The following is a 20,049-nucleotide window of genomic DNA, read 5'->3' as shown; positions in this document are numbered from 1 at the left end:
GGTCAGCCTTTCCTGCGCCGCAAGAGATCGAGCGAGAGCGCCAGGATCAGGATCGCGCCCTTCAGCATCCATTGGTAGAAGGGAGAGACATCCTTCAGGTTCAGCACGGTGTTGATCATGGCGAGCACGATCGCCGCGACAGTGGTGCCGACGACGCTGATCGAGCCGCCAAGGAAGCTGGAGCCGCCGAGCACGGCGACGGTGATCGAATCGAGCGTCACCGGCTCGCCGACCAGCGGGTCGCCCGAGCTGATGCGCGACGCCAGGAAGAGCCCGGCGCAGGCGGCGAGGAAGCCCGAGATCACGTAGAGCAGCACGGTCTGGCGTTTCACCGAAATGCCGGATAGCCGCGCGGAAGCCTCGTTGCCGCCGATGGCGATCAGCGAGACGCCCCAGGAGGTGCGCCGGATCGCAACGGCAAGCAGCAGCGCCAGCGCGACGACGATCACCGTGGTGACCGGCAGCGCGCCCCAGTTGGCGCGGGCGATCTGGCGGAAGCCCGAGGCGACCGTGCCGCCGGGCTGGTACATGATCTGCAGCGCGACACCCTGCAGGGCGATGCCCATAGCCAGCGTGATGATGAAGGGGCTGGCGCCGGAGAAGGCGCAGAGCACGCCGTTGACGAGACCGATGCCTGCGCCGAGCGCGAGCACGCCGAAGACGATCGCCACTGTCATGTCGGGATAGGCGGTCATCAGCGCCGCGGCCACCACATTGGCGACGCTGATAATCGCGCCGATCGAGAGGTCGATGCCGCCGACGAGGATGACCAGCGATTGCGCGATGCCGGCGAGGATCAGTGGCGTCGCCGTGGTCAGGATGTTGCGGATGGCGCGCTCGCCGGTGATCGCAGGTTCGATCGCGACGCCGATGAGGAGCAGGACGACGAGCAGGAAGAGCGGCGCCCCGACGACGTCGCGCAGACGGATATTGCGCAGCGCAGCCGTCATGCCGCGTCATCCATGACGCCGGCCTCGGGCGCCTCGGCAGTGGCGGCGGTCATGATCGCTTCCTCGCTCATCTCAGGATCCGTCATCTCGGCGACGATGCGCCCGTTCGCCATGACCAGCACGCGATCGCTCATGCCCAGTATTTCAGGCAGCTCGCCAGATAGAAGGACGACACCGACGCCCGAGCGGGTCAGCTCGCGGATGATCTCGTAGATTTCCCGCTTGGCGCCGACGTCGACGCCGCGCGTCGGCTCGGCCATGACCAGGATCTTCGGCTTGGCGCCGAGCACCTTGCCGAAGACGAGCTTCTGCTGGTTGCCGCCCGAAAGGTCGCCGGCGCGCTGGTCTGGCCCCGAAAGCTTTACGCGCAGCGCCGCGACCAGATCGTCGACGAAACGCCGCTCGGCCGAACCCGAGACGACCGCGCCGAAACGCAGCCGCCTGGCGAGGCTGCCGATAGCGAGGTTCTCGGCGCTAGTGCGGATGAGCGCCAGCCCGTCGCGCTTGCGGTCGTCGGGGATGTAGCCGATGCCGGCGGCGATCGCGTCGCGGATGGAACGAATGCGGACGGGCGCGCCTTCGATGAGGAACGTGTCCGCCTCGAAGGACCGCGCGCCTGATATCGCCTGGACGAGCTCGCGCTGTCCCTGCCCCTCGAGGCCGGCAATGCCGAGCACCTCGCCCTTGCGCAGGACGAGTTTTTCGACCTGAAGCGCCTTGCCGACCGACAAGCCGCCGATCTCCAGCACCGGCGCGCCGAAATCCGTCGCCTTGGGCGGATAGAACTCGCCGAGCGTGCGGCCGATCATCATGCGGACCAGACTTTCGGTGGTCACCTCGGAGATCGGCTCGGTGCCGACATGGCGGCCGTCCTTCAGCACGGTGACGCTGTCGGCGATGGCAAAAATCTCGGCCATGCGATGGGAGACGTAGAGGATCGATACGCCGTCGGCCCTGAGCTGGCGGATGATGCGGAACAGCGCTTCGATCTCGGCGTCGTTCAGCGCTGCCGTGGGCTCGTCCATCAGCAGAACCTTGACGTCGCGCGACAGCGCCTTGGCGATCTCGACCATCTGCTGGCCGGCGACGTTGAGGTCGCCGACACGGGCGTCCGGCGAGAATGTCGCGCCGATCCGCTTCAAAATCTCGGAGGCGCGGGCGCGGATGCTGCCGCGGTCGATCCAGCCGGCGGTGGTCGGCAGCCAGCCGAGGAAGATGTTCTCGGCGACGGTGAGCTGGGGGACGAGATTGAATTCCTGGTAGATGGTGACGACGCCGGCCTCGAGCGCCTCAAGCGGCGTGGCGAAGGCGCGCTCGACCCCGTCGAGCGCGATCGTGCCGCGGTCCGCGCCTATGGTGCCGGCGAGCACGCGGATCAGCGTCGACTTGCCGGCGCCGTTCTCGCCCAGCAGCGCGCGGACATGACCGGCCGGCACGGAAAACGAGACGTCCTCCAGCGCGTGGACGCCGCCGTAGGATTTCGAAACGTTGCGGAACTCGAGGAAGTTGTCGGACATGGATGTCACCCGGGACGAGGCGGGGCGAACCTCAACGGTCCGCCCCGCTTTCGACAGAGGCCCTCAGTGCCTTAGTCGGTGCACTTGTATAGGGTCTTGATCGTCTCGTAGTCCATCTTGGTGTTGGCCCAGACGTCGTCAGGGCAGGACGGCTTCACGAAGTCGCCGAGGTTCTCCTCGGTGATCAGCGAGATCGGGATCTCGTGCCACTTCTCGATGGTCTCGCCGGCGAGGCAGGCGACGAGCTGGTTGAGCGCCTCGACGCTCTGCCAGGTCGGCTCGTCCGGGCCGATCGAGGCGAAGCCCTTGTCCTTGTTGGCGGCCCAGGTCTTGAGGAAGCCGTTATAGCCTTCGCCCGTAACCGGGACGAGCGGCTTACCGGCCGTGGTCAGTGCATCGATAGCCGCCTGGGACATAGCGCCGCCCTGCGAATAGACGCCGTCGATCTCAGGATAGGCGGAGATGAAGTCCTGCATCGCCGCCTTGCCCTTGTCGTAGGCCCAGTCGGCCGGCTGGCGGGCGAGGATGGTGACGCCGTCGCCCAGCGCTTCGAGCGCGCCGCGCGTGCGCAGGTCGCTGGTCGAGGTGCCGGCCATGCCTTCGAGCACGACGACGTTGCCCTTGCCGCCGAGCTTCTCCTTCAGCCAGTTGCCGCCGAGCCAGCCGAAGCGATATTCGTCGGCCCAGACGATCGAGGTGAACTTGTCGGTCGCGATCTCGTTGTTGAAGATGACGGTCGGCACGCCATCGTCCACGGCCTCTTCCACCGAAGGCGCCACCGCCTCCGACGACAGCGGCGTGACCAGCAGACCGTCGACGCCGCGCGTCAAGAGATCCTCGATGTCCGAAAGCTGCTTCGGCACGCTGCCGTCCGAATTGGTGATCACCACTTCCTTGATGCGGCTGTCCTTGGCGGCTGCGAATTTCAGCTCCTCGAACATCTGCACGCGGAAGGAATTGCCGAGGCTGTAGTTGGAAACGCCGATCGTCCACGGCGGCTCCTTCTTGAAAGCGCTGCAATCGGTCTTCTCGTCGGACCACTTGGCCGGGCGCATCGGCGCCGGCTCCTGTGAAAACGCCGGCGGCGCGAACGCGCTCGACATCAGCGAGGCGAACAAGGCCGCCGAGACGGCAGCCTTCATCGTGTTGTTGGTACGCATGCCCATCCCTTTTCTCTCTCCACTTGCGCTGACCCAACCGACCAACCGTCGGCACCAGCTGGCTTGATTGAACTAATGACTAGTCAAATAGTCAATAGGTGTTATGCTACTTTTCGACTGGAGAATCGGACCAACGAGGAGTCGGCGGAAATGCCGTTCGTGAGAACGCTTCTGGGGGACATCGCGCCCGAGGAGCTCGGTGTCACCTATTGCCACGACCACATCTTCTGCACGCCGCCGCTGTGGAAGGAGAAGAAGGACGACGACCTGCTGCTCGACGATTTCGACGCGTCGCTGGCCGAGGTGAAGTCGTTCCGCGCCGCCGGCGGACAGGCGATCTACGACGCGACCGCCATCGATTACGGGCGCGACCTCGCCGCCGTGCGCCGCATCTCCGAAGCGACCGGCGTGCACATCATCGGCACCGCCGGCCTCAACAAGGAGATCATGTGGCCGGGCAAGATGCCGGGCAAGGACAAGACCTTCGGGGCATGGCTGGACGGCATGTCGGTCGACGAGATACGCGCCATGACGGCCGCCGATGTCGAGACGGGCGAGGACGGCATACGCTGCGGCGTCGTCAAGTTCGGCACCGGCTACAACACCATCTCGCCGCTCGAGGAGAAGGTGATGGTCGGCGTGCTCGCCGCCCACAAGGAAACCGGCGCGCCCGTCCACTCGCACACCGAGCTTGGCACGATGGCGCTGGAGCAGCTCGACATCGTCCGACGCGAAGGCGTCGACCCGACGCGGCTGACGATCGCGCATCTCGACCGCAATCCCGATCCCTGGATGATCCGCAAGGTCGCCGACAGCGGCGCCTTCATGAGCTTCGACGGCATCACGCGGGTGAAATATTACCCGGAATCGGTGCGCAGCGAACTGATCATCGACCTCTGCCGCCGCGGCCATGCCGGACAGGTCATGATCGGCGGCGACATCGCCCGAAAGTCGATGTTCCGCCATTACGGCAAGGGCGGCCTCGGCATGGCCTTCATCCTGGAGAAATGGCGCTCGCGCTTCGTCGAGGAAGCTGACGAGGCAGGCCTCGACGGCGAGGCGCTGCTCGACCTCTTCTTCGTCAAGAACCCGCAAAAAGCATTCGCATTCACCTGAGTATGAGCATGACCAGTTTTCGCTATGAGATCGATGTTCCTCTCGTCGCGGAGTGCGACGTGCTTGTGGTGGGCGGCGGCAGCGCCGGCTCGGCGGCGGCCATCGCTGCGGCGCGCAAGGGCGCGGACGTGGTGCTGGTCGAAAAATACGGCTTCCTCGGCGGCACCGGGGCGATGGTGCTCGACACGTTCTACGGCTTCTTCACGCCGGGCACGACCGAGCGCAAGGTGGTCGGCGGCATACCCGACCTGGTGATCGAGGGCCTCGACCGGCATGGCATGCTGATGAAGCGCCCGAACACCTATGGCGCCGGCGCCGGCTACACCTACGATCCGGAAGTGCTGAAGGTGGTCTGGGACGGGCTGGTGGCGGATGCCGGCGTCCGCCTCTTCCTGCACACCCATTTCATCGACCTGGCGATGGATGGCGAGAGCGTCGCCACGGTGGTCGTCGGCAGCCCGAAGGGGCCGCGCGCCATCCGGGCTAAATGCGTCGTCGACGCGTCGGGCGACGCGCATGTCGCCTTCCGCGCCGGGGCACCCTTCGAGGATGCCGGCGCGCTCGGCATCGCGCAGTCGCTGACCACCACCTTCAAGATGATCAATGTCGACGTGGGTCGCGCCACCGCCTTCCCGAAGACCGAGATGTGGGCGCTGATGCAGCGCGAGAGCGGCAACTACAGGCTGCCGCGCAAGGAAGGCAGCGCGCACATCACGCCGCTGCCCGGCGTCATGGTGACCAACATGACGCGCGTCGCCGGCGTCGACGGAACCGATGTCGAGGCGCTGACCGCGGCCGAGCGCGAGGGCCGCTCGCAGGCGCTCGAATATGTGCGCTTCCTGAGGGACAAGATACCCGGCTACGAGAAGGCCGACCTCGGCGGGCTGTCGATCCAGATCGGCGTGCGCGAGACGCGCCGCATCAAGGGCCAATACTGGCTGACGCGCGAGGACGTGCTGTCGGCGCGGAAATTCCCCGACGCCATCGCGCAATGCGGCGCGCCTATCGAGGAGCACCACGCCAGCGGCGACACGCGCTGGGAATACCTTCCCGACGGCGAGACCTACGAAATTCCCTATCGCGCGCTGGTGCCGGTCGGCGTCGACAATCTGCTGGTTGCCGGGCGCTGCCTCAGCGCATCGCACGACGCGCATGCGAGCGTGCGTTCCATCGGCCAATGCCTCGCAATGGGGCAAGCGGCCGGAACGGCCGCAGCGCTCTCGGTCGAACACGGCGTTCCTCCCGTCGCCGTGCCGGCCGAGGCGCTGCGCGCCGACCTCAGAAAGGCGGGAGCGATCCTGTGATCGTCCGCACCGTCCTCGGCGACATCGCACCCGAAGAGCTCGGCCTCACGCTTGGCCACGAGCATGTCTTCGCGCGGCCGCCCGAGGACGTCACCGATCCCGACCTGCGCCTCGACGACGAGGAAAAGTCGGCCGCCGAGCTGATCTCCTTCCGCGAGGCGGGCGGCGGCGCGGTGGTCGACATGACGACGCGCGACTACGGCAACGATGCGGCCGCACTCGCCCGCATCTCGAAGGCCGCCGGCGTCCACGTGATAGCCGCGACCGGCTTCAACAAGGGCAAGTTTGCCGACCGGCTGAGCGCGGAGATGACGACCGCTGGGATCGCGGCCTGGATGACTTCCGAGGTGCGCGAAGGCATAGCCGGCACCGGGGTCCGCGCGGGACTGATCAAGGCTTCCTCGAGCCTCGACGGGCCGAACGCCAATGAGCGGCGCGTGTTCGAGGCGGCGGCCGAGGCGCATGCGGCGACCGGCGCGCCGATCAGCACCCATACCGAAAAAGGCACCTGGGCTGACGGCCAGATCGCGCTGCTCACCGGGCTCGGCGTGCCGGCCGGCCGCATCCTGGTCGGCCATCTCGACCTCAAACCCGACCTCGCCTATCTGCGCGAGCTCGCCGCGAGCGGCGTGTTCATGGGCTTCGACCAGTTCTCCAAGGCCAAGTACCTCGCCGATTCCGCTCGTATCGAGCTGATCGCACGGCTCATCGCCGACGGCCATGGCGGCCAGATCATGGTGAGCGGCGACCTCGCCCGGCGCTCCTATCTCACCGCCTGGGAGGGCGGACCGGGCTACCGCTATTTCCTTTCGGAACTGCCCAGGAAGTTCGCGGAGCAAGGGATCGGGCCCGACGTCTACCGGAGCATGCTGCGCGACAATCCGCGGCGGCTCTTCGCCTTCGATCCGCTCTCCTGAGCGGAGGAAAGCACCCGCCGGAATTCGCCACTGAAAATATCGGGAGGATCGTTCAAGATGGTCGACAGGATCGGGGTCGCATTCGTTGGGTGCACGCATCCGCATATCTTTCCGCGCGTGGACATCCTGCGCGGCGAGCCCGACGTCACACTGGTCGGCTGCTACGATCCCGATCCGGCCATTGCCGCCGGCATTGAGGAGCGCTGCGGCCTCAAATCGTTTGGCAGCGCGGACGAACTGCTCGATCAGCCCGGCGTGAACTTCGCCGTCATCGAGGGCTGGGAGAAGGATAATCCCGGTTACGTCGCCAAGGCGCTGGAGCGCGGCCAAGCGATCATGCTGGAAAAGCCGGGCGCGGCGAACCTGCCGGCCATGCGGGCGCTGATCGACGGCGTGCGGGCGAAGCCGGTGCCCTTCCAGGTCGGCTACATGATGCACGACAATTCCGCGATCCGGCATGCGCGCCGCATCCTCGCGGAAGGCGTGCTCGGGCCGGTGACGCTGGCGCGCGTGCATGCGGCGACGCCGGTCGGCGGCTCGCGCGAGATCTGGCAGAGCCAGCCCGACGACCTCGGCGGGCTGATGTACACGGACGCTTGCCACGCGGTCGACATGATCGTCTCGCTGTTCGGCATCCCGAAGCACGTCAACAGCCTGATGCTGAAGCTGCCCGAAGGCGAGAGCGTCACCGCGCACGGCTTCAAGAAGGATACGCTGTCGCAGCTCGACGTGACGGTCGAGATGCCGATCGGCGGGCTCGTGCACGAGGATGCGGGCGCGGCGATCCTGCGCTACGCGGACAAGATCGTCACGCTCGACATGACCGGCTGGGAGGCGCACCCCTGGGTCGAGGCCTGGCGCATCGAGATCTACGGGGCCAACGGCACGCTGCACGTGGCGCTGACGCCGCCGGCCTACAGGCTCTACGTCCGCAACGCAAAAGCCGGCTACCAGCCCGGCTGGCACGAATGGAGCGGACTCAGCGCGAGCGTGGTCGGCAACTCGCTGGAGGTCGACGAGAATTACAGCAGCGAGGTCCACAACATGCTGGCGCGGGTGCGCCGCTGGGATACGGACAATGCGCAGTCGATCCGAGAAGCGGAAGGCGTGATCACCATCCTCAGCGCCATGTACGATTCCGAGCGCGACGGGAAGATGGTGGAGGTGCAGTCGCGCGTCTGAGCGCGCGACCGTCGCTGCCGGAACGGCAGCCTATTTCGGGTCGTAAGCGATCACCTCGATCTCGACCTTGCAGTCGACCATCATGTCGGCCCGCACGCAGGAACGCGCCGGCAGGGCGGCGCCGAAATATTCGTTGTAGATCTTGTTGAAGGGCCAGAAGTCGCGTGTGTCGGCGAGCCACACGGTCGCCTTAACGACATGCTCCAGGCCAAGGCCGAGATCGGCGAGGATCGCCTTGACGTTGGCCATCGTCTGGTGGGTCTGCTCGACGATCGAGCCATGCACGATCTCGCCCTCCGGCCCCATCGCAACCTGGCCGGACACGAACACGAAATCGCCGGCGCGGACCGCCTTGGTGAAAGGCACGGCGCGGCCGCCAGGTCCGGTGGTGGGTGGCCCGAAACGCTCGATCGTCATCTGATGTTCTCCGTTGTTGACTTTTCTACCTGACCTTGCCGCGGGCGGCGACGGGCCAGACCACCTCGACCGCGCCGTTACGCAGGCCGTAGACCTCGTCGACCATGTTGGAGACGACGCAGCAGTGGTTGGGAATGATGCTGATCACCTCGCCCACTTCCGGCTTCCGCGGCGAGGCGGAGAGGTCGACCATGCCGTGCTCCTCAGAGAGGTTGGCGATGGCGGCCTCCGGATATTCGACGATGCGGCCGAACCCTTTCACGAAATACTGTTCGCGGGTCAGCACCTTGGAGCCGGCGTCGATGATCGCCCGGTCCTCGGTCGGGCGGCTGACCACGGTGGCGCGCACATGCATGGCGCAGTCGTCCCAGGTGGCGGCGCCGGACTCGACCGTCATCACATCGTTGTAGGCGTAGGTGCCGGCGCGGTGCTCGGTCATCATGGGATAGTCGGCGAGCGTCAGGAGAGCGGCAGTGCCGCCACCCGACAGCACCGGCAACGGGACGCCGGCGCCCTTGAACAGCTCGATGGCGCGGCTGAAGAACGGCTTGGTGTTGAGCGCATTGTTCGGATAGACCGCCAGCCCCTCGAAGACGAGACCGGGCAGCCTGTCGGCGAGGCGGGCGAGATCGAGTGCGGCGTCGGGCGTCTGCACGCCGTTGCGGCCGAAGCCGCCATCGCATTCGATCAGCACCGGCAGGTCGACGCCGCTGCCGCGCGCAGCCTCGGAGAGGCCCTGCAGCACGGTCTCGTTGTCGGCCACCACGGCGAGCCGCTTCACGCGCCGGGCCAAGTCCACGAGCCGGCGGGTCTTGGCGGCGCCGACGATGTTGAAGGTGATCAGGATGTCGTCGGTGACGCCGGCGTCGATGAAGACCTCGGCCTCGCCGAGCTTCTGGCAGGTGATGCCGGTCGCGCCGGCCTTCACCTGCATGGCGGCGATGTCGGGTATCTTGTGGGTCTTGATGTGCGGGCGGTTGAGCTTGCCGGCCTCGGACACCAGGCGCTGGGCGCGCGCGATGTTCTTCTGGAGCTTGCTAAGGTCAATGGTCACGGCGGGCGTGTCGAGATCGGCGGCTAGCTGCATGGCGTCATTCCTCCTGTCCATTCCCGTCTCCAGCCCTGTCGGAGGACGATGTCAAGCCTGCCGCACGGACGACGCGGCAAAATGAAGATGCGAATGTGCGGTGGCCGGGCCGTCACTCATGCGTGTCCCTGCCCTGCATGACGGCGCTGGGATCGGTGCTCGGCGTCGGGATGGCGATGCCGATGCTGGCGACCGTGTAGCGCACCCGCCGCAGCGCCTCGCGGCCACGCGCGCCGAGGCGTTCCGCGACGCCGGTAGCGAGCGTGTCGACGACCGCCATGTGGGCGTAGCGGGACGGCGTCGGCACGAGCACGTTGTCGTCTTCCGCGATGGTCATCGGGATGACGATGGTGCCGGCATCGGCGAGCGGCGTGCCCGGCCGGGTGAGCACGATCGCGGTGGCGCCGAAGGAGGTGGCGATCTTCACCGCCTCGACGACGGTGCGCGAACTGCCGCTGTTGGAGATGGCGAGCACTGCATCGCCCGGCTGCAGCGTGGCGGCCGACATGCGCTGCTGGTGGCCGTCGACATAGGCGGCGACCGGTAGGCCGAGCCGGAAGAGGCGCAGCTTGGCGTCCTCGGCCATGGCCGCCGAGCCGCCGCCCTGGCCATATATGTCGACGCGCCGGCTGCCGGCGACAGCGTCGATCGCCTTGCCGAGGGCGGCGGTGTCAAGCTGGTCAAGCGCGGCGCGCACGGCATTGGCCGCGCGCATCATGACCGACTGCGCGAGCTGGCCGATATCGTCGGCGAAAACCCTGTCCGTCTTCAGATAGGCGGCGGCGACGGTCAGCGTGGTGGCGAGGCGGATCTTGAAATCGCCGAAGGAAGCGCAGCCGACCGAGCGGCAGAAACGGGTGACGGAAGGCTGGCTGACGCCGGCCTTTTCGGCGAGTTCGGCAATGGTCAGCCGCGTCGCCGCCTCATAATCCTGCTGAACGGCGGCGGCGACCAGACGCTCCGCCGGCGACAGCCGTGCCTCGACCCGCTCGATCCGCGAGACGAGATCGATCGGCGGCTCGTCGATTTCCCTGCGCGGAGATCTTGGACCTGCCATGGAGAACCTTCCGCCGTCCGCCTGATGCTTGAGACGACTGAAATTTAATTACAGGATTTTTCGAGACTGGCAAGAAGGCTCTTTGACCCAGCCAAGGCGGCATACAGAGATACAATGCCGGACCAAAATCCAAACAATTCAACAATTGTGGCTAATCCGGCAGAGACAAATTTGCTGTTGCCAGCCCGTCAATTCTGTAACATAGTTTCAGAAAATGGCTGAAAGAGCAGCCACCATCGCGCTGCCGGGAGGGGTATGCCAGTCATGTCCACGTTTGTGTTCGATCACGTCGGAATCACCACGACCGAGCCGCAGCCGCAGGAGGATTGGGTCGAGCAGAGCCGCATCTGGGTAACCAATCCGCGCAACCATCCCGAGCACATCGAATTCCTGCGCTATGAGCCCGACAGCACCGTGCCGGCTTTCGTGCGCGACAATCCGCATGTGGCCTACAGGGTCGACGACCTCTCGCCGCATCTGGCCGCCCCCGGCGTCGAAATCCTGATCCCGCCCTTCATCGTCGGCGATTTCCTCGAAGTCGTGTTCGTCAAGAAGCACGGCATGGTGTTCGAGTACATGCGCTACCTGAAGGACGGCTGGTTCGAGAACTGAATCGCGGAAATCATGAGCAGCACGACATGAGCTACAAGGCGATCTACACCTATGCCTGGGACATCGCGGAGACAGGCGTCGCGTCCGCGCTAGACGAGTTCCGCGCGCTAGGGCTCGACACCGTCACCATCGCCGGCAGCTATCATGCCGGCAAGTTCCTGCGGCCGCATGGCAAGAGTGGCAAGGTCTATTTCCCCGAGGACGGCACGGTCTATTTCAACGCCGACCCGTCCCGCTACGGCGCGATCAAGCCGGTCGCCAACAGCCTGCTCAAAAAGCAGGACGTGCTGCGCGAGCTGACCGACGCCGGCGGCATGCAGGTCAATGTCTGGCTGGTGCTGCTGCACAACACGCTGCTCGGCATGGCGCATCCCGACGCTGTCGTCCGCAACGCCTTCGGCGATCCCTACTACTACAATCTCTGTCCGTCGGCGCCGGCCGCGCGCGCCTATGCGGTCGGGCTGGCGAAGGATGTGACGGAAAGCTACCAGGTCTCGGGCCTGTCGCTGGAAGCGCCGGGCTTCACGCCCTATGCGCACGGCTATCACCACGAATTCGCGCTCAACAAGCCGAACCGCTGGCTGGACGGTAAGCTCGGCCTCTGCTTCTGCGAGCATTGCGTCGCCGGAGCGGAGAAGGTGGGCATCGACGCGAAGCGGCTGAAGACCAAGGTCGCGGAGGAAATCACCGCCTATCTCGACAGCGATGTCGACCTTCCCGACGACATGGCCGACGCTTTCTGGACCGCCGATGTGGTCGAAAACGGCGAGATGCGCCGCTATCTGGACTACCGCTCGGCGACCGTCACCTCGCTGATCGCCGAAATCCGCGCGGCGGTGCGCAGGGAGGTGACGGTCTCGGTCATTCCGTCGGTCGCGCGGCCGACCGGCGGTGCCTGGTATGAAGGGACCGACCTCAAGGCGCTGGCCGGGATTGCCGACCGCATCGAAGCCTGTTTCTACGAGCCGGGCGCGGCGCGGGTGAAAGCCGATCTCTTCGATCTCAGGCGGCGGCTCGGCGACAAAGCCAAGCTGCGCGGCATATTGCGGCCGGCCTATCCCGATCTGGCGAGCAAGGGAGAATTCCTGGCCGCCATCGAGGCATTGCGGGCTGGCGGCGTCAGCGAACTCGCCTTCTACAATTGGGGGCATCTGAGGCGCGCCAACCTGGCCTGGATAGGCGATGCATTGAGGGACGGAAAATGACCGGCGCATTCGCAGGAAAGACCGTCGCCATCACCGGAGCGGCCGGCGGTATCGGCCAGTGGCTCTGCCGCTTCTTCGGCGCGGAAGGCGCGACGATCGCCGCCGTCGACCGCAACGACAAGGTGCTGGAGCTGAAGCAGTCGCTCGGCAAGGACGGGATCACGGTCAAGGCCGCGCTGGCCGACATCGGCTCGCCCGACGAGGTGAAACAGGCGTTCGCCGGCTTCGGCGACGTGCATGTGCTGATCAACAATGCCGGCGTGTCGCGCTATCCCACCCTTTCCGTCACCGACCCGAAGGGCTGGGAAGCGGACGTCAACGCCAATCTCAACGGCGCCTATGCCTGCGCCCATGCGGTGCTGCCGCAGATGGTCGAGCGGCGGTCGGGCTCGATCGTCAATGTCGGCTCGGTGAACGGACTGCACGCGCTGGGTGACCCCGCCTACAGCGCCGCCAAGGCCGGCATGATCGCCATGACCAAGGCGCTGGCGCTCGAATATGGCCGCTACGGCATCCGCGCCAACATCGTGCTGCCCGGCACCGTGCGCACGCCGATCTGGGACGAGCGCAAGGCGAAGGACCCTGAGGTGCTGAAGACGCTGGAGCGCTGGTATCCGCTCGGCCGCATTGTCGAGCCGGACGAGGTGGCGCGCGTCATCGCGTTCCTGGCGTCGGATGCGGCCAGCGCCGTCACCGGCGCGGCGATCCCGGTCGATTGCGGGCTGACCGCCGGCAACATCGTCATGGCACGCGAGCTGACGCTCGAGGACTTCTGAGGGAGGCGACATTGGACAGACTGCGCATCGGCGTCATCGGCCTCGGCTGGTTCGGCGAAATCCATGCCGAGACCATCAAGGGCATACCCAATCTCGAACTCGCGGCGCTCTGCACGCGCACCGAAAGCCGGCTCGCCGAGCAGGGCAAGAAGTTCGGCGTGAAGAAGCTCTACCGCGACTACCGCGAACTGCTCGCCGATCCCGAGATCGACGCCGTCTCCATCTGCACGATGTGGGATCAGCACACCGAGCCGGCGATCGCCGCCCTCGAGGCCGGCAAGCACGTCTTCCTCGAAAAGCCGATTGCCTCGACTGTCGCGGATGCGCAGAAGATCGTCGCCGCGTCGAAGAACGCGAAGGGCATCCTCTTCATCGGCCACATCGTGCGCTTCAACCCGCGCTACCGCATGGCCAAGGAGGCGATCGACGCCGGGCGCATCGGCAAGATCGTGGCGCTGAGCTCGCGGCGCAACATTCCGGCGGCCTGGACGCCGGAGATCCTCAACAAGATCGGCCCGATCGTCGGCGACGCCATCCACGACACCGACATCATGCTGTGGTTCACCGGCGAGCGCATCGTCTCGGCCTATGCGCAGACGGTGGACGTGCGCGGGCTGAAGCACCCCGACATCGGCCAGACCATGTACCGCTTCGCGAGCGGCGCCTCAGCGACGCTGGAGACGGTCTGGTGCATGCCTGAGAAGACGCCGTTCGACATCGACGAGCGCATGTCGATCATCGGCACCGAGGGGATCATCCACGTACAGGACACGTTCCCCAATCTCGGCATCGTCGACGCCAGCAGGCTGCACAGCCCCGACACGACCTACTGGCCGATGTTCGAGGGCGTTCGCGGCGGCGCGCTGCGCGACGAATTCACCTACTTCACCAATTGCGCGCTGGCCGGCCGCAAGCCGGAGATCGGCAAGCCAGACGATGCGGCCGCCGCGCTCGAAGCAACGCTCGCCGCCGAGGAATCGGCACGCACCGGCAATGTGGTGAAGATCGGCTGACTGTCCGAAGGGCGGCGGCGCTGGCCGCCGCTCGACGCCGCAGCGGCGCGACCCCGGCTAGAGCGTTTCCGCCTATCTCCGAATCGCGGAACCGCTCTATCTATTTGTTTTTACGCAATTCCGGACGCAAACCCGCTGCGCACTTTTTCTGGAATGCTCTAGTGCCGGTGGTCGTGCCCGCAGGAGCCGATGAAGGGCTCTTCGAAGGGTCGCCGCGCCAGCTCCATCTGCCTGCCTTCAAGATAGACCGCGACGGGCTGCAGCAGGGTCGTGCCCTGCCTTTTCGCACCGGTCACATCCTCGAACACGTAGTCGCTGTCGACCTGCTTCAGCACGGTGATGTCGGCCGGCGCGCCGACGCCGAGATGGCCTAGCTCCGGCCTGCGGATGGCGAGCGCCGGCCGGCTCGTCGACATGCCGATCACCTGCGGCAGGGTCAGGCCGCAGTTCAGGAGCTTGCTCATCGTGTGGAGGAGATCGTAGCCCGGCCCCTCGACCGCGATCACATGCACGTCCGAGGAGATCAGGTCGGGGAGGAAGTTCTGGCCGAGCGCGCCTTCCGTCGTCTCATAGCCGAAGGCGCCCATGCCATGGGCGATGTCGAACAGGACGCCACGCTCGCGCGCGTCGCGCACCGCCTTCAGCACCGTCCCATCGGCGTTCAGGGCCGAGTTGGGCGCCGGCCGGAAGCAGTGGGTGAGGATATCGCCCGGCCGCAGCATCGAGACGACGTCGGCGTAGCTCGGCGGCGCCGTACCGATATGCGTCATCAGCGGCAGGCCGACCGCGTTCGCGGCCTCCAAAGCGAGTTCCAGCGCGCCGAGGCTGAGTTCGCCCGTCACCGGCCCGCCGATGCGCACCTTGACCCCGACGATGCGGTCGCGGTTCTCCTCGATCTTGGCGACGCAGCGATGGACCGGAAGCATCTCGCGCAGCGTCGCCTCGCCGATCATCACGTCCTTGTCGAAGCCGAAGATTCCGGGGAACGAGATGTTGAGGAAGGCGAATATGCGGTAGGGCGACTGCGCCATCACATAGTCGCGAAAGCCGTCGTAGTTGCCGGCGCCGGCGCTGCCGGCGTCGACCAGGGTCGTCGTGGCCGAACGGCGCGAGATGAAGCCTGGATCGACGCTGAGCGACGTGGCCTTGTGGTAGACATGCGTGTGTATGTCGATGAGGCCCGGCGCGACGATCGCACCGCCGACATCCTCGACCCGGCGCGCGCCGGCCGCGAGATCCTTGCCGATGGCGGCGATCCTGCCGGCCTTGACGGCGACGTCGAAGACGCCGTCGACGCCGTTGCGCTCGTCGAGCACGCGCCCGCCCTTCAGGACGAGATCGTAGCCCCGCGCTTCTGCCGCTTCACTCATCGGGATTCTCCGGTTGGTCACCCGGCATCGAGGCGGGCCTGATGCCCACGCCGCATGTCGCTTTCAAAGATGCCCGGCGAAACGGATCACCGGGCATCTCCAGTTCTTCAGTTCTCACGCAATTCCAGACGCAAAAAGCGCGGCGCGCTTTTGCTGGAATTGCCCTAACCACGGTTCAGGCCAGCTCGACGACGCGCTGCTCGTTGATCGACTGCTCGGCCGCCAGCACGATGCGCAGGCTGTTCACCGCCGCATCCATCGACTCGGTGAGGTCGAGATCCTCGCGGATCGCCTTCAGGAAGAAGGCCTGCTCGCGGTCGCAAAGCTCCTGGTGGCCGGGCTCGTCCGTCATGTTGAACATCTCGTCCTTCTTGACGAAGTTCTTGTCCGGCCCGACCTCGGCATGGTGATAGCGGATCGCGTCGGTCTTGGTGTGGCGGTCGATGTCGGCGGAATCGGAGACGTCGGCGAGCTGGTCCTTGCCTTCCGAATGGCCGGGCACGATGGAGACGGCGCCCTTCGGGCCGACCACGTCCTTCACGAAGAACGCTTCCTCGCTCATCATCGGACCCCAGCCGGCCTCGTACCAGCCGACGGAACCGTCGTCGAAGGTGACGTGCAGATGGCCGTAGTTCGGCTTGTCGGCTTCCGCCCACAGCTTGGCGCCGATGCCGTGCACCCGCACCGGCTTGGCTTCGGTGAGCTGGCACATCACGTCGACGTAGTGCACGCCGCAGTCGACGATCGGGATCAGGCTGTCGATCAGGTTCTTGTGCCAGCTCCAGGCCGGGCCGTTGCTCTGCTGGTTCAGGTTCAGCCGCATGACCAGCGGCTTGCCGAGCGTCTTGCCGAGCTCGATGAACTTCACCCAGGACGGATGGACGCGCAGGATGTAGCCGAGCACCAGCTTCTTGTTCTTTTCGCGTGCGAGCTTCACCACCGCTTCGGCGTCAGCGATGTTCGTCGCCAGCGGCTTTTCCATGAACACATGCGCGCCGGCATTGATCGCCTTGATCGCATATTCGGCATGGGTGTTCGGCCAGGAATTGATGGACACGGCGTCGGGTTTGGCGACCTTCAGCGCCTCGTCGTAATCCTCGAAGAGCGGGTACCCGGCGAGCTCGTCGGGGATCTTCTTCGACTTGATCGAGCGGCTCATCAGCCCGACGATCTCGAACCCCGGATTGCGGTGGTAGGCGCTGGCGTGAGAGGCGCCCATATTGCCGAGACCCACCACCAGCACTTTGACTTTATCAGGCATCGAGCCCTCCCGACTTGCAGTGTTTCAGTCGGCGCGGACGGATATTAGGCCCCGTCCGCGCCGGGATTATGAGCTTCGCCTCAGCCGGGCACGGCCTGATCGTAGAGATGCGCCTTGACGTTCTCGACATCGATCGCCGCGAAGGCGTCGCTGAGCTTGTAGCCGTCGGCGTCGGCCTTGACCTTGGCATGGTCGAAGTCGTTGGCGGCCGCAACGCAGTCGTTGCTGCAGACGTCCTCGGCCTTGACCGGCTTCGAGATCTGCTTGAGCTCGTGGATCTTGTCGAAGAAGGTCTGCCACGCCGTCATGTCGTGGTCGCCCCAGCCCTTGCGCTTGTCCATGTCGCCGCGGAAGACGGCGATCTGCTGCAGGATCGAGGTCGTGCCCAGCTCCGGGCCGATATTGGTGGCGAGCGTCGGGAACTGCTCGAACACCGCCTCCACGGCCGCGCGCGGATTCTGGTAGCCGAACTCGAGGCCCATCGCCCAGGCGCGAAGATACTTGTCGAGGAAGGCCTTCTTGTCGGGATCCTCGAGATCGGCGGCGCGCACGACGAAGGTGTTGGCGAAGAGCGGCGAGTGCTGCACGCCGAGCCAGTATTCGAACTCCAGCTTGCTGCCGATCCACTCGGCGCGCAGGCCTTCCCACGACAGCGCGGCGTCGCCCTGGCCGGCGGCCAGCGCGGTGCCCCAGGTCGGCCAGCCGGCCTCGACATATTTCACCTTGGTGACGTCGACACCCTGGACGGCCAGCATCGGGTCGACGATCGACTGCCAGGCGGCCGAGCCGAGCAGGATGGTCTTGCCTTCCAGCGTCTTGAGGTCGTTGGTGCCCTCGCCCTTGCGGAATGCCAGGCTGAACGTGTCCTTGGCGCCCATGTGGAAGGCGGACTTCAGCTTCATGTCGTTTTCGAGCGCGAAGGAGAAGACGCCCGGCGACGGGAAGCCCATGTCGGCCTGGCCGACATCGACGAACTTGACCGTCGCGGTGCCGTCGGACGGACCGGGCTGCATGTCGGTCTCGATGCCGAGATCCGAGAAGTAGCCCATCTTCTTGCCGATCCAGTAGGGATAGTCGTCGAGCACTTCCAGCGTGCCGCGCGGCGAAATCCAGGTGAACTTGGAATAGGCCTCGGCGCTCGCGACGCTCGGGCGACCGAGCGCCGTGGCGGTCACGACGCCAGCGGCGGAGACCTGCAGGAAGGTACGGCGGCTGATGCCGCCTGGCCGGGAAATCGTGGTCATGGAATCACCCCATTGAGTTGTTCTGGTTCCCTAGGTGCCGTCGGTCATTTCCTCCGACCGGCGGCGGTCGTCAGGCCTCCCAGCTCGCCCACTTCTTCCCGATGAAGAAGAAGAGGACGTAGATGAGGATGCCCAATATGGAGAGGATCAAGACGACCGCGAAGAACTGCGGCATCTGGATCATCGAGGAATAGGACGTCAGCCTGTTGCCGAGCCCGAAGCCGCCGCCGACCATCTCGGCGCCGACCGCGGTGAGCAGGCCGAAGATGGAGCCTATCATCAGGCCGACGAGGATCATCGGCAGCGCCATCGGCGCGCGGATCTTCCAGAATATCTGCAGGGTCGAGGCGCCGTAGGAGCGCGCCAGCGCGATCTTGGCGCGGTCGACGCGCCGGAAGCCGGTGGCGGCGTTGATCATCACCATCGGCCCGGCGGCGAGCGCGACCGCGATGATGCGCGGCGTGAAGCCGAAGCCGAAGCGCAGGATGAGCAGCGGCACCAGCGCCAGCATGGGCGTGGTGACGAGCAGCAGGATGTAGGGCGTCACCACCTTCTCGACGAAGGGGAACTGCGTGATCACCGCGGCCATCACCAGCCCGACGGCGGCGCCGATGGCGAAGCCCGAAAGCAGCTCGACCAGCGTATAGCCCAGATGCGGCAGGATCAGGTGGAAGTCGCCGACCAGCGCCATGGCGATCTCGCTCGGCTTGGGCAGCACGTATTGCGGCACCTCGAAGAAGCCGAGCAGGAACTCGGCGCCGCCTATCAGGACGACCGCGACGGCGACGATCGCCAGCACCTCGGCCATCGACTTGATGCCAGGGCCGGAGGAGAAGGCGGACAGGTTGGTGATGCCGACATCGTCGCTGGCACCAGGCTTGGACTTGTATTCGGGGATTGCGTCGGCGTCGCTCACGATATCCTCACTCGGCTGCCGGCTGGATCGTGTCGGAGGCCTGCTGCGCAAAGCGGCTCTTCTGGTCGCCGACGATCTCGAGCTTGATGGCGTTGGTGAGATCGAAGACCTCCTTGGTCGACATGATCTCGAAGGAGCGCGGACGCGGGAACGGCACTTTGTATTCCTTGGCGACGCGGCCGGGACGCGCGCTCATGACGATGACGCGGTCGGAGAGGAAGATCGCCTCCTCGATCGAGTGGGTGATGAGCACGATGGTCGTCTGGGTTTCGAGCCAGATCTGCTCGACCAGCCGGTTCATCTCCTCGCGGGTGAAGCTGTCGAGCGCGCCGAACGGCTCATCCATAAGGAGCACGGAGGGCTTGAAGGAGAGAGCGCGCACGAGCGCCGCGCGCTGCTGCATGCCACCGGAGAGCTCCCGCGGGAAGCGCGAACCGAATCCTTCCAAGCCGACCTTGTGCAGAAGCTCGCCTATCCACGCCTCGTCGGGCCGGTTGCCCTTGATCTCGAAGGGGAAGCGGATGTTCGAATCGAGGTTGCGCCAGGGCAGCAGGGTGGCTTCCTGGAAGACCATGCCGATTTCGGGATTCGGCCCCTTCACCGGCTTGCCGTCGAGCAGCACCTCGCCCGAGCTCAGGGGATGGAGCCCCGACATCGACCAGAGCAGCGTCGTCTTTCCGCAGCCAGACGGACCAACGATCGAGACGATCTCGCCGGCCTTGACGTCCAGGCTGCAGCGGTCGATGGCGACAAGGTCGCCGGACCTGGTCGAATAGACCTTGGTCGCGCCGCGCACGCTGAGCTTCGGATTGTTCTGACCGTCCATCGCCCCTCGCGCTGGTTGAATTCGTCTGGCGAAGGCTCTTTCCGGCCTCTCATCGAGTTTGTAACTATCCTACTTGCCGAGTCAAGAAGGCTTTTCGAAAGTTACGTTACCCAGCTCTA

General features: G+C 65.8%; 19 protein-coding genes. 8 read left to right on the top strand and 11 right to left on the bottom strand.

The annotated features are described in order from the left end of the window. Window positions 1-2: 2 nt before the first annotated feature. From D8676_RS03350 to D8676_RS03340, 3 genes are all read right to left on the bottom strand, one after another. Entirely contained in the window at window positions 3-950 is a 948-nt protein-coding gene (locus D8676_RS03350; protein WP_121579394.1) for an ABC transporter permease, read from the bottom strand. Then, on the bottom strand, window positions 947-2,467 hold the full coding sequence (locus tag D8676_RS03345; RefSeq protein ID WP_121579393.1) for a sugar ABC transporter ATP-binding protein: 1,521 nt from the start codon (window positions 2,465-2,467) through the stop codon (window positions 947-949). Before D8676_RS03345 ends, D8676_RS03350 begins: the two co-directional genes overlap by 4 nt. 71 nt (window positions 2,468-2,538) lie before the next feature. Beyond that, on the bottom strand, window positions 2,539-3,627 hold the full coding sequence (locus D8676_RS03340) for an ABC transporter substrate-binding protein (RefSeq protein WP_183096954.1): 1,089 nt from the start codon (window positions 3,625-3,627) through the stop codon (window positions 2,539-2,541). A 159-nt stretch (window positions 3,628-3,786) separates the two neighbouring features. Here D8676_RS03340 and D8676_RS03335 point away from each other — a divergent pair, with 159 nt between their 5' ends. Genes D8676_RS03335 through D8676_RS03320 form a run of 4 tightly spaced genes read left to right on the top strand, consistent with a single transcriptional unit; the run spans window position 3,787 to window position 8,146 of the window. After that, window positions 3,787-4,743 (top strand): phosphotriesterase, encoded by a 957-nt coding sequence (locus D8676_RS03335; RefSeq protein ID WP_210210694.1) that lies wholly within the window; start codon window positions 3,787-3,789, stop codon window positions 4,741-4,743. An 8-nt stretch (window positions 4,744-4,751) separates the two neighbouring features. Continuing rightward, the gene (locus tag D8676_RS03330) at window positions 4,752-6,047 is read left to right on the top strand and encodes an FAD-dependent oxidoreductase (RefSeq protein ID WP_121579733.1); all 1,296 of its coding nucleotides are present in this window, start codon (window positions 4,752-4,754) and stop codon (window positions 6,045-6,047) included. Continuing rightward, window positions 6,044-6,964, top strand: coding sequence for a phosphotriesterase (locus tag D8676_RS03325; protein ID WP_183096953.1), 921 nt, complete (start codon window positions 6,044-6,046; stop codon window positions 6,962-6,964). Before D8676_RS03330 ends, D8676_RS03325 begins: the two co-directional genes overlap by 4 nt. Window positions 6,965-7,021: 57 nt before the next feature. Further along, on the top strand, window positions 7,022-8,146 hold the full coding sequence (locus D8676_RS03320; protein WP_121579389.1) for a Gfo/Idh/MocA family oxidoreductase: 1,125 nt from the start codon (window positions 7,022-7,024) through the stop codon (window positions 8,144-8,146). Between the two features lie 30 nt (window positions 8,147-8,176). On the opposite strand, the gene D8676_RS03315 is transcribed toward D8676_RS03320, so the two are convergent. The 3 genes from D8676_RS03315 to D8676_RS03305 all read right to left on the bottom strand — a co-directional run bounded on the left by D8676_RS03315 (window position 8,177) and on the right by D8676_RS03305 (window position 10,707). Then, window positions 8,177-8,563, bottom strand: coding sequence for a RidA family protein (locus tag D8676_RS03315; protein ID WP_121579388.1), 387 nt, complete (start codon window positions 8,561-8,563; stop codon window positions 8,177-8,179). A 25-nt stretch (window positions 8,564-8,588) separates the two neighbouring features. Beyond that, a complete protein-coding gene (locus D8676_RS03310) occupies window positions 8,589-9,671 on the bottom strand; it encodes an alanine racemase (protein ID WP_121579387.1) in 1,083 nt (360 codons plus the stop codon). Between the two features lie 91 nt (window positions 9,672-9,762). Beyond that, entirely contained in the window at window positions 9,763-10,707 is a 945-nt protein-coding gene (locus D8676_RS03305) for a MurR/RpiR family transcriptional regulator (protein ID WP_121579386.1), read from the bottom strand. Window positions 10,708-10,971: 264 nt separating this feature from the next. Here D8676_RS03305 and D8676_RS03300 point away from each other — a divergent pair, with 264 nt between their 5' ends. From D8676_RS03300 to D8676_RS03285, 4 genes are read left to right on the top strand one after another with little or no spacing between them, the layout of a single operon-like run. Beyond that, window positions 10,972-11,319 (top strand): hypothetical protein, encoded by a 348-nt coding sequence (locus D8676_RS03300; RefSeq protein ID WP_121579385.1) that lies wholly within the window; start codon window positions 10,972-10,974, stop codon window positions 11,317-11,319. Window positions 11,320-11,345: 26 nt separating this feature from the next. After that, a complete protein-coding gene (locus tag D8676_RS03295) occupies window positions 11,346-12,524 on the top strand; it encodes a hypothetical protein (RefSeq protein ID WP_121579384.1) in 1,179 nt (392 codons plus the stop codon). Continuing rightward, on the top strand, window positions 12,521-13,300 hold the full coding sequence (locus D8676_RS03290) for an SDR family oxidoreductase (protein ID WP_121579383.1): 780 nt from the start codon (window positions 12,521-12,523) through the stop codon (window positions 13,298-13,300). The genes D8676_RS03295 and D8676_RS03290 overlap by 4 nt, the downstream gene beginning before the upstream one ends. Window positions 13,301-13,311: 11 nt before the next feature. Beyond that, complete coding sequence (locus tag D8676_RS03285; RefSeq protein ID WP_183096952.1) at window positions 13,312-14,313, top strand: Gfo/Idh/MocA family oxidoreductase; 1,002 nt, start codon at window positions 13,312-13,314, stop codon at window positions 14,311-14,313. 158 nt (window positions 14,314-14,471) lie between these two features. On the opposite strand, the gene D8676_RS03280 is transcribed toward D8676_RS03285, so the two are convergent. The 5 genes from D8676_RS03280 to D8676_RS03260 all read right to left on the bottom strand — a co-directional run bounded on the left by D8676_RS03280 (window position 14,472) and on the right by D8676_RS03260 (window position 19,930). After that, window positions 14,472-15,683 (bottom strand): amidohydrolase/deacetylase family metallohydrolase, encoded by a 1,212-nt coding sequence (locus D8676_RS03280; RefSeq protein ID WP_121579381.1) that lies wholly within the window; start codon window positions 15,681-15,683, stop codon window positions 14,472-14,474. A gap of 175 nt (window positions 15,684-15,858) precedes the next feature. Continuing rightward, a complete protein-coding gene (locus tag D8676_RS03275) occupies window positions 15,859-16,944 on the bottom strand; it encodes a Gfo/Idh/MocA family oxidoreductase (RefSeq protein WP_121579380.1) in 1,086 nt (361 codons plus the stop codon). An 80-nt stretch (window positions 16,945-17,024) separates the two neighbouring features. Next, entirely contained in the window at window positions 17,025-18,188 is a 1,164-nt protein-coding gene (locus D8676_RS03270) for an ABC transporter substrate-binding protein (protein WP_121579379.1), read from the bottom strand. A gap of 70 nt (window positions 18,189-18,258) precedes the next feature. Then, entirely contained in the window at window positions 18,259-19,104 is an 846-nt protein-coding gene (locus D8676_RS03265; protein WP_121579378.1) for an ABC transporter permease, read from the bottom strand. 7 nt (window positions 19,105-19,111) lie between these two features. Next, a complete protein-coding gene (locus D8676_RS03260) occupies window positions 19,112-19,930 on the bottom strand; it encodes an ABC transporter ATP-binding protein (RefSeq protein ID WP_121579377.1) in 819 nt (272 codons plus the stop codon). Window positions 19,931-20,049 lie beyond the last annotated feature (119 nt).

Origin of the sequence: Mesorhizobium sp. YM1C-6-2 (assembly GCF_003666685.1) — a bacterium.
Lineage (GTDB): Bacteria > Pseudomonadota > Alphaproteobacteria > Rhizobiales > Rhizobiaceae > Mesorhizobium_K.
This window is presented reverse-complemented; position numbering and strand designations above follow the sequence as displayed.

Bases quoted from the DNA above. Each gene is read 5' to 3' on its own strand.
- D8676_RS03345 (WP_121579393.1), bottom strand. From the start codon at position 2,467: ATGTCCGACAACTTCCTCGAGTTCCGCAACGTTTCGAAATCCTACGGC.
- D8676_RS03300 (WP_121579385.1), top strand. From the start codon at position 10,972: ATGTCCACGTTTGTGTTCGATCACGTCGGAATCACCACGACCGAGCCG.
- D8676_RS03310 (WP_121579387.1), bottom strand. From the start codon at position 9,671: ATGGACAGGAGGAATGACGCCATGCAGCTAGCCGCCGATCTCGACACG.
- D8676_RS03275 (WP_121579380.1), bottom strand. From the start codon at position 16,944: ATGCCTGATAAAGTCAAAGTGCTGGTGGTGGGTCTCGGCAATATGGGC.
- D8676_RS03260 (WP_121579377.1), bottom strand. From the start codon at position 19,930: ATGGACGGTCAGAACAATCCGAAGCTCAGCGTGCGCGGCGCGACCAAG.
- D8676_RS03305 (WP_121579386.1), bottom strand. From the start codon at position 10,707: ATGGCAGGTCCAAGATCTCCGCGCAGGGAAATCGACGAGCCGCCGATC.
- D8676_RS03350 (WP_121579394.1), bottom strand. From the start codon at position 950: ATGACGGCTGCGCTGCGCAATATCCGTCTGCGCGACGTCGTCGGGGCG.
- D8676_RS03270 (WP_121579379.1), bottom strand. From the start codon at position 18,188: ATGACCACGATTTCCCGGCCAGGCGGCATCAGCCGCCGTACCTTCCTG.
- D8676_RS03320 (WP_121579389.1), top strand. From the start codon at position 7,022: ATGGTCGACAGGATCGGGGTCGCATTCGTTGGGTGCACGCATCCGCAT.
- D8676_RS03340 (WP_183096954.1), bottom strand. From the start codon at position 3,627: ATGCGTACCAACAACACGATGAAGGCTGCCGTCTCGGCGGCCTTGTTC.
- D8676_RS03290 (WP_121579383.1), top strand. From the start codon at position 12,521: ATGACCGGCGCATTCGCAGGAAAGACCGTCGCCATCACCGGAGCGGCC.
- D8676_RS03280 (WP_121579381.1), bottom strand. From the start codon at position 15,683: ATGAGTGAAGCGGCAGAAGCGCGGGGCTACGATCTCGTCCTGAAGGGC.
- D8676_RS03295 (WP_121579384.1), top strand. From the start codon at position 11,346: ATGAGCTACAAGGCGATCTACACCTATGCCTGGGACATCGCGGAGACA.
- D8676_RS03315 (WP_121579388.1), bottom strand. From the start codon at position 8,563: ATGACGATCGAGCGTTTCGGGCCACCCACCACCGGACCTGGCGGCCGC.
- D8676_RS03330 (WP_121579733.1), top strand. From the start codon at position 4,752: ATGACCAGTTTTCGCTATGAGATCGATGTTCCTCTCGTCGCGGAGTGC.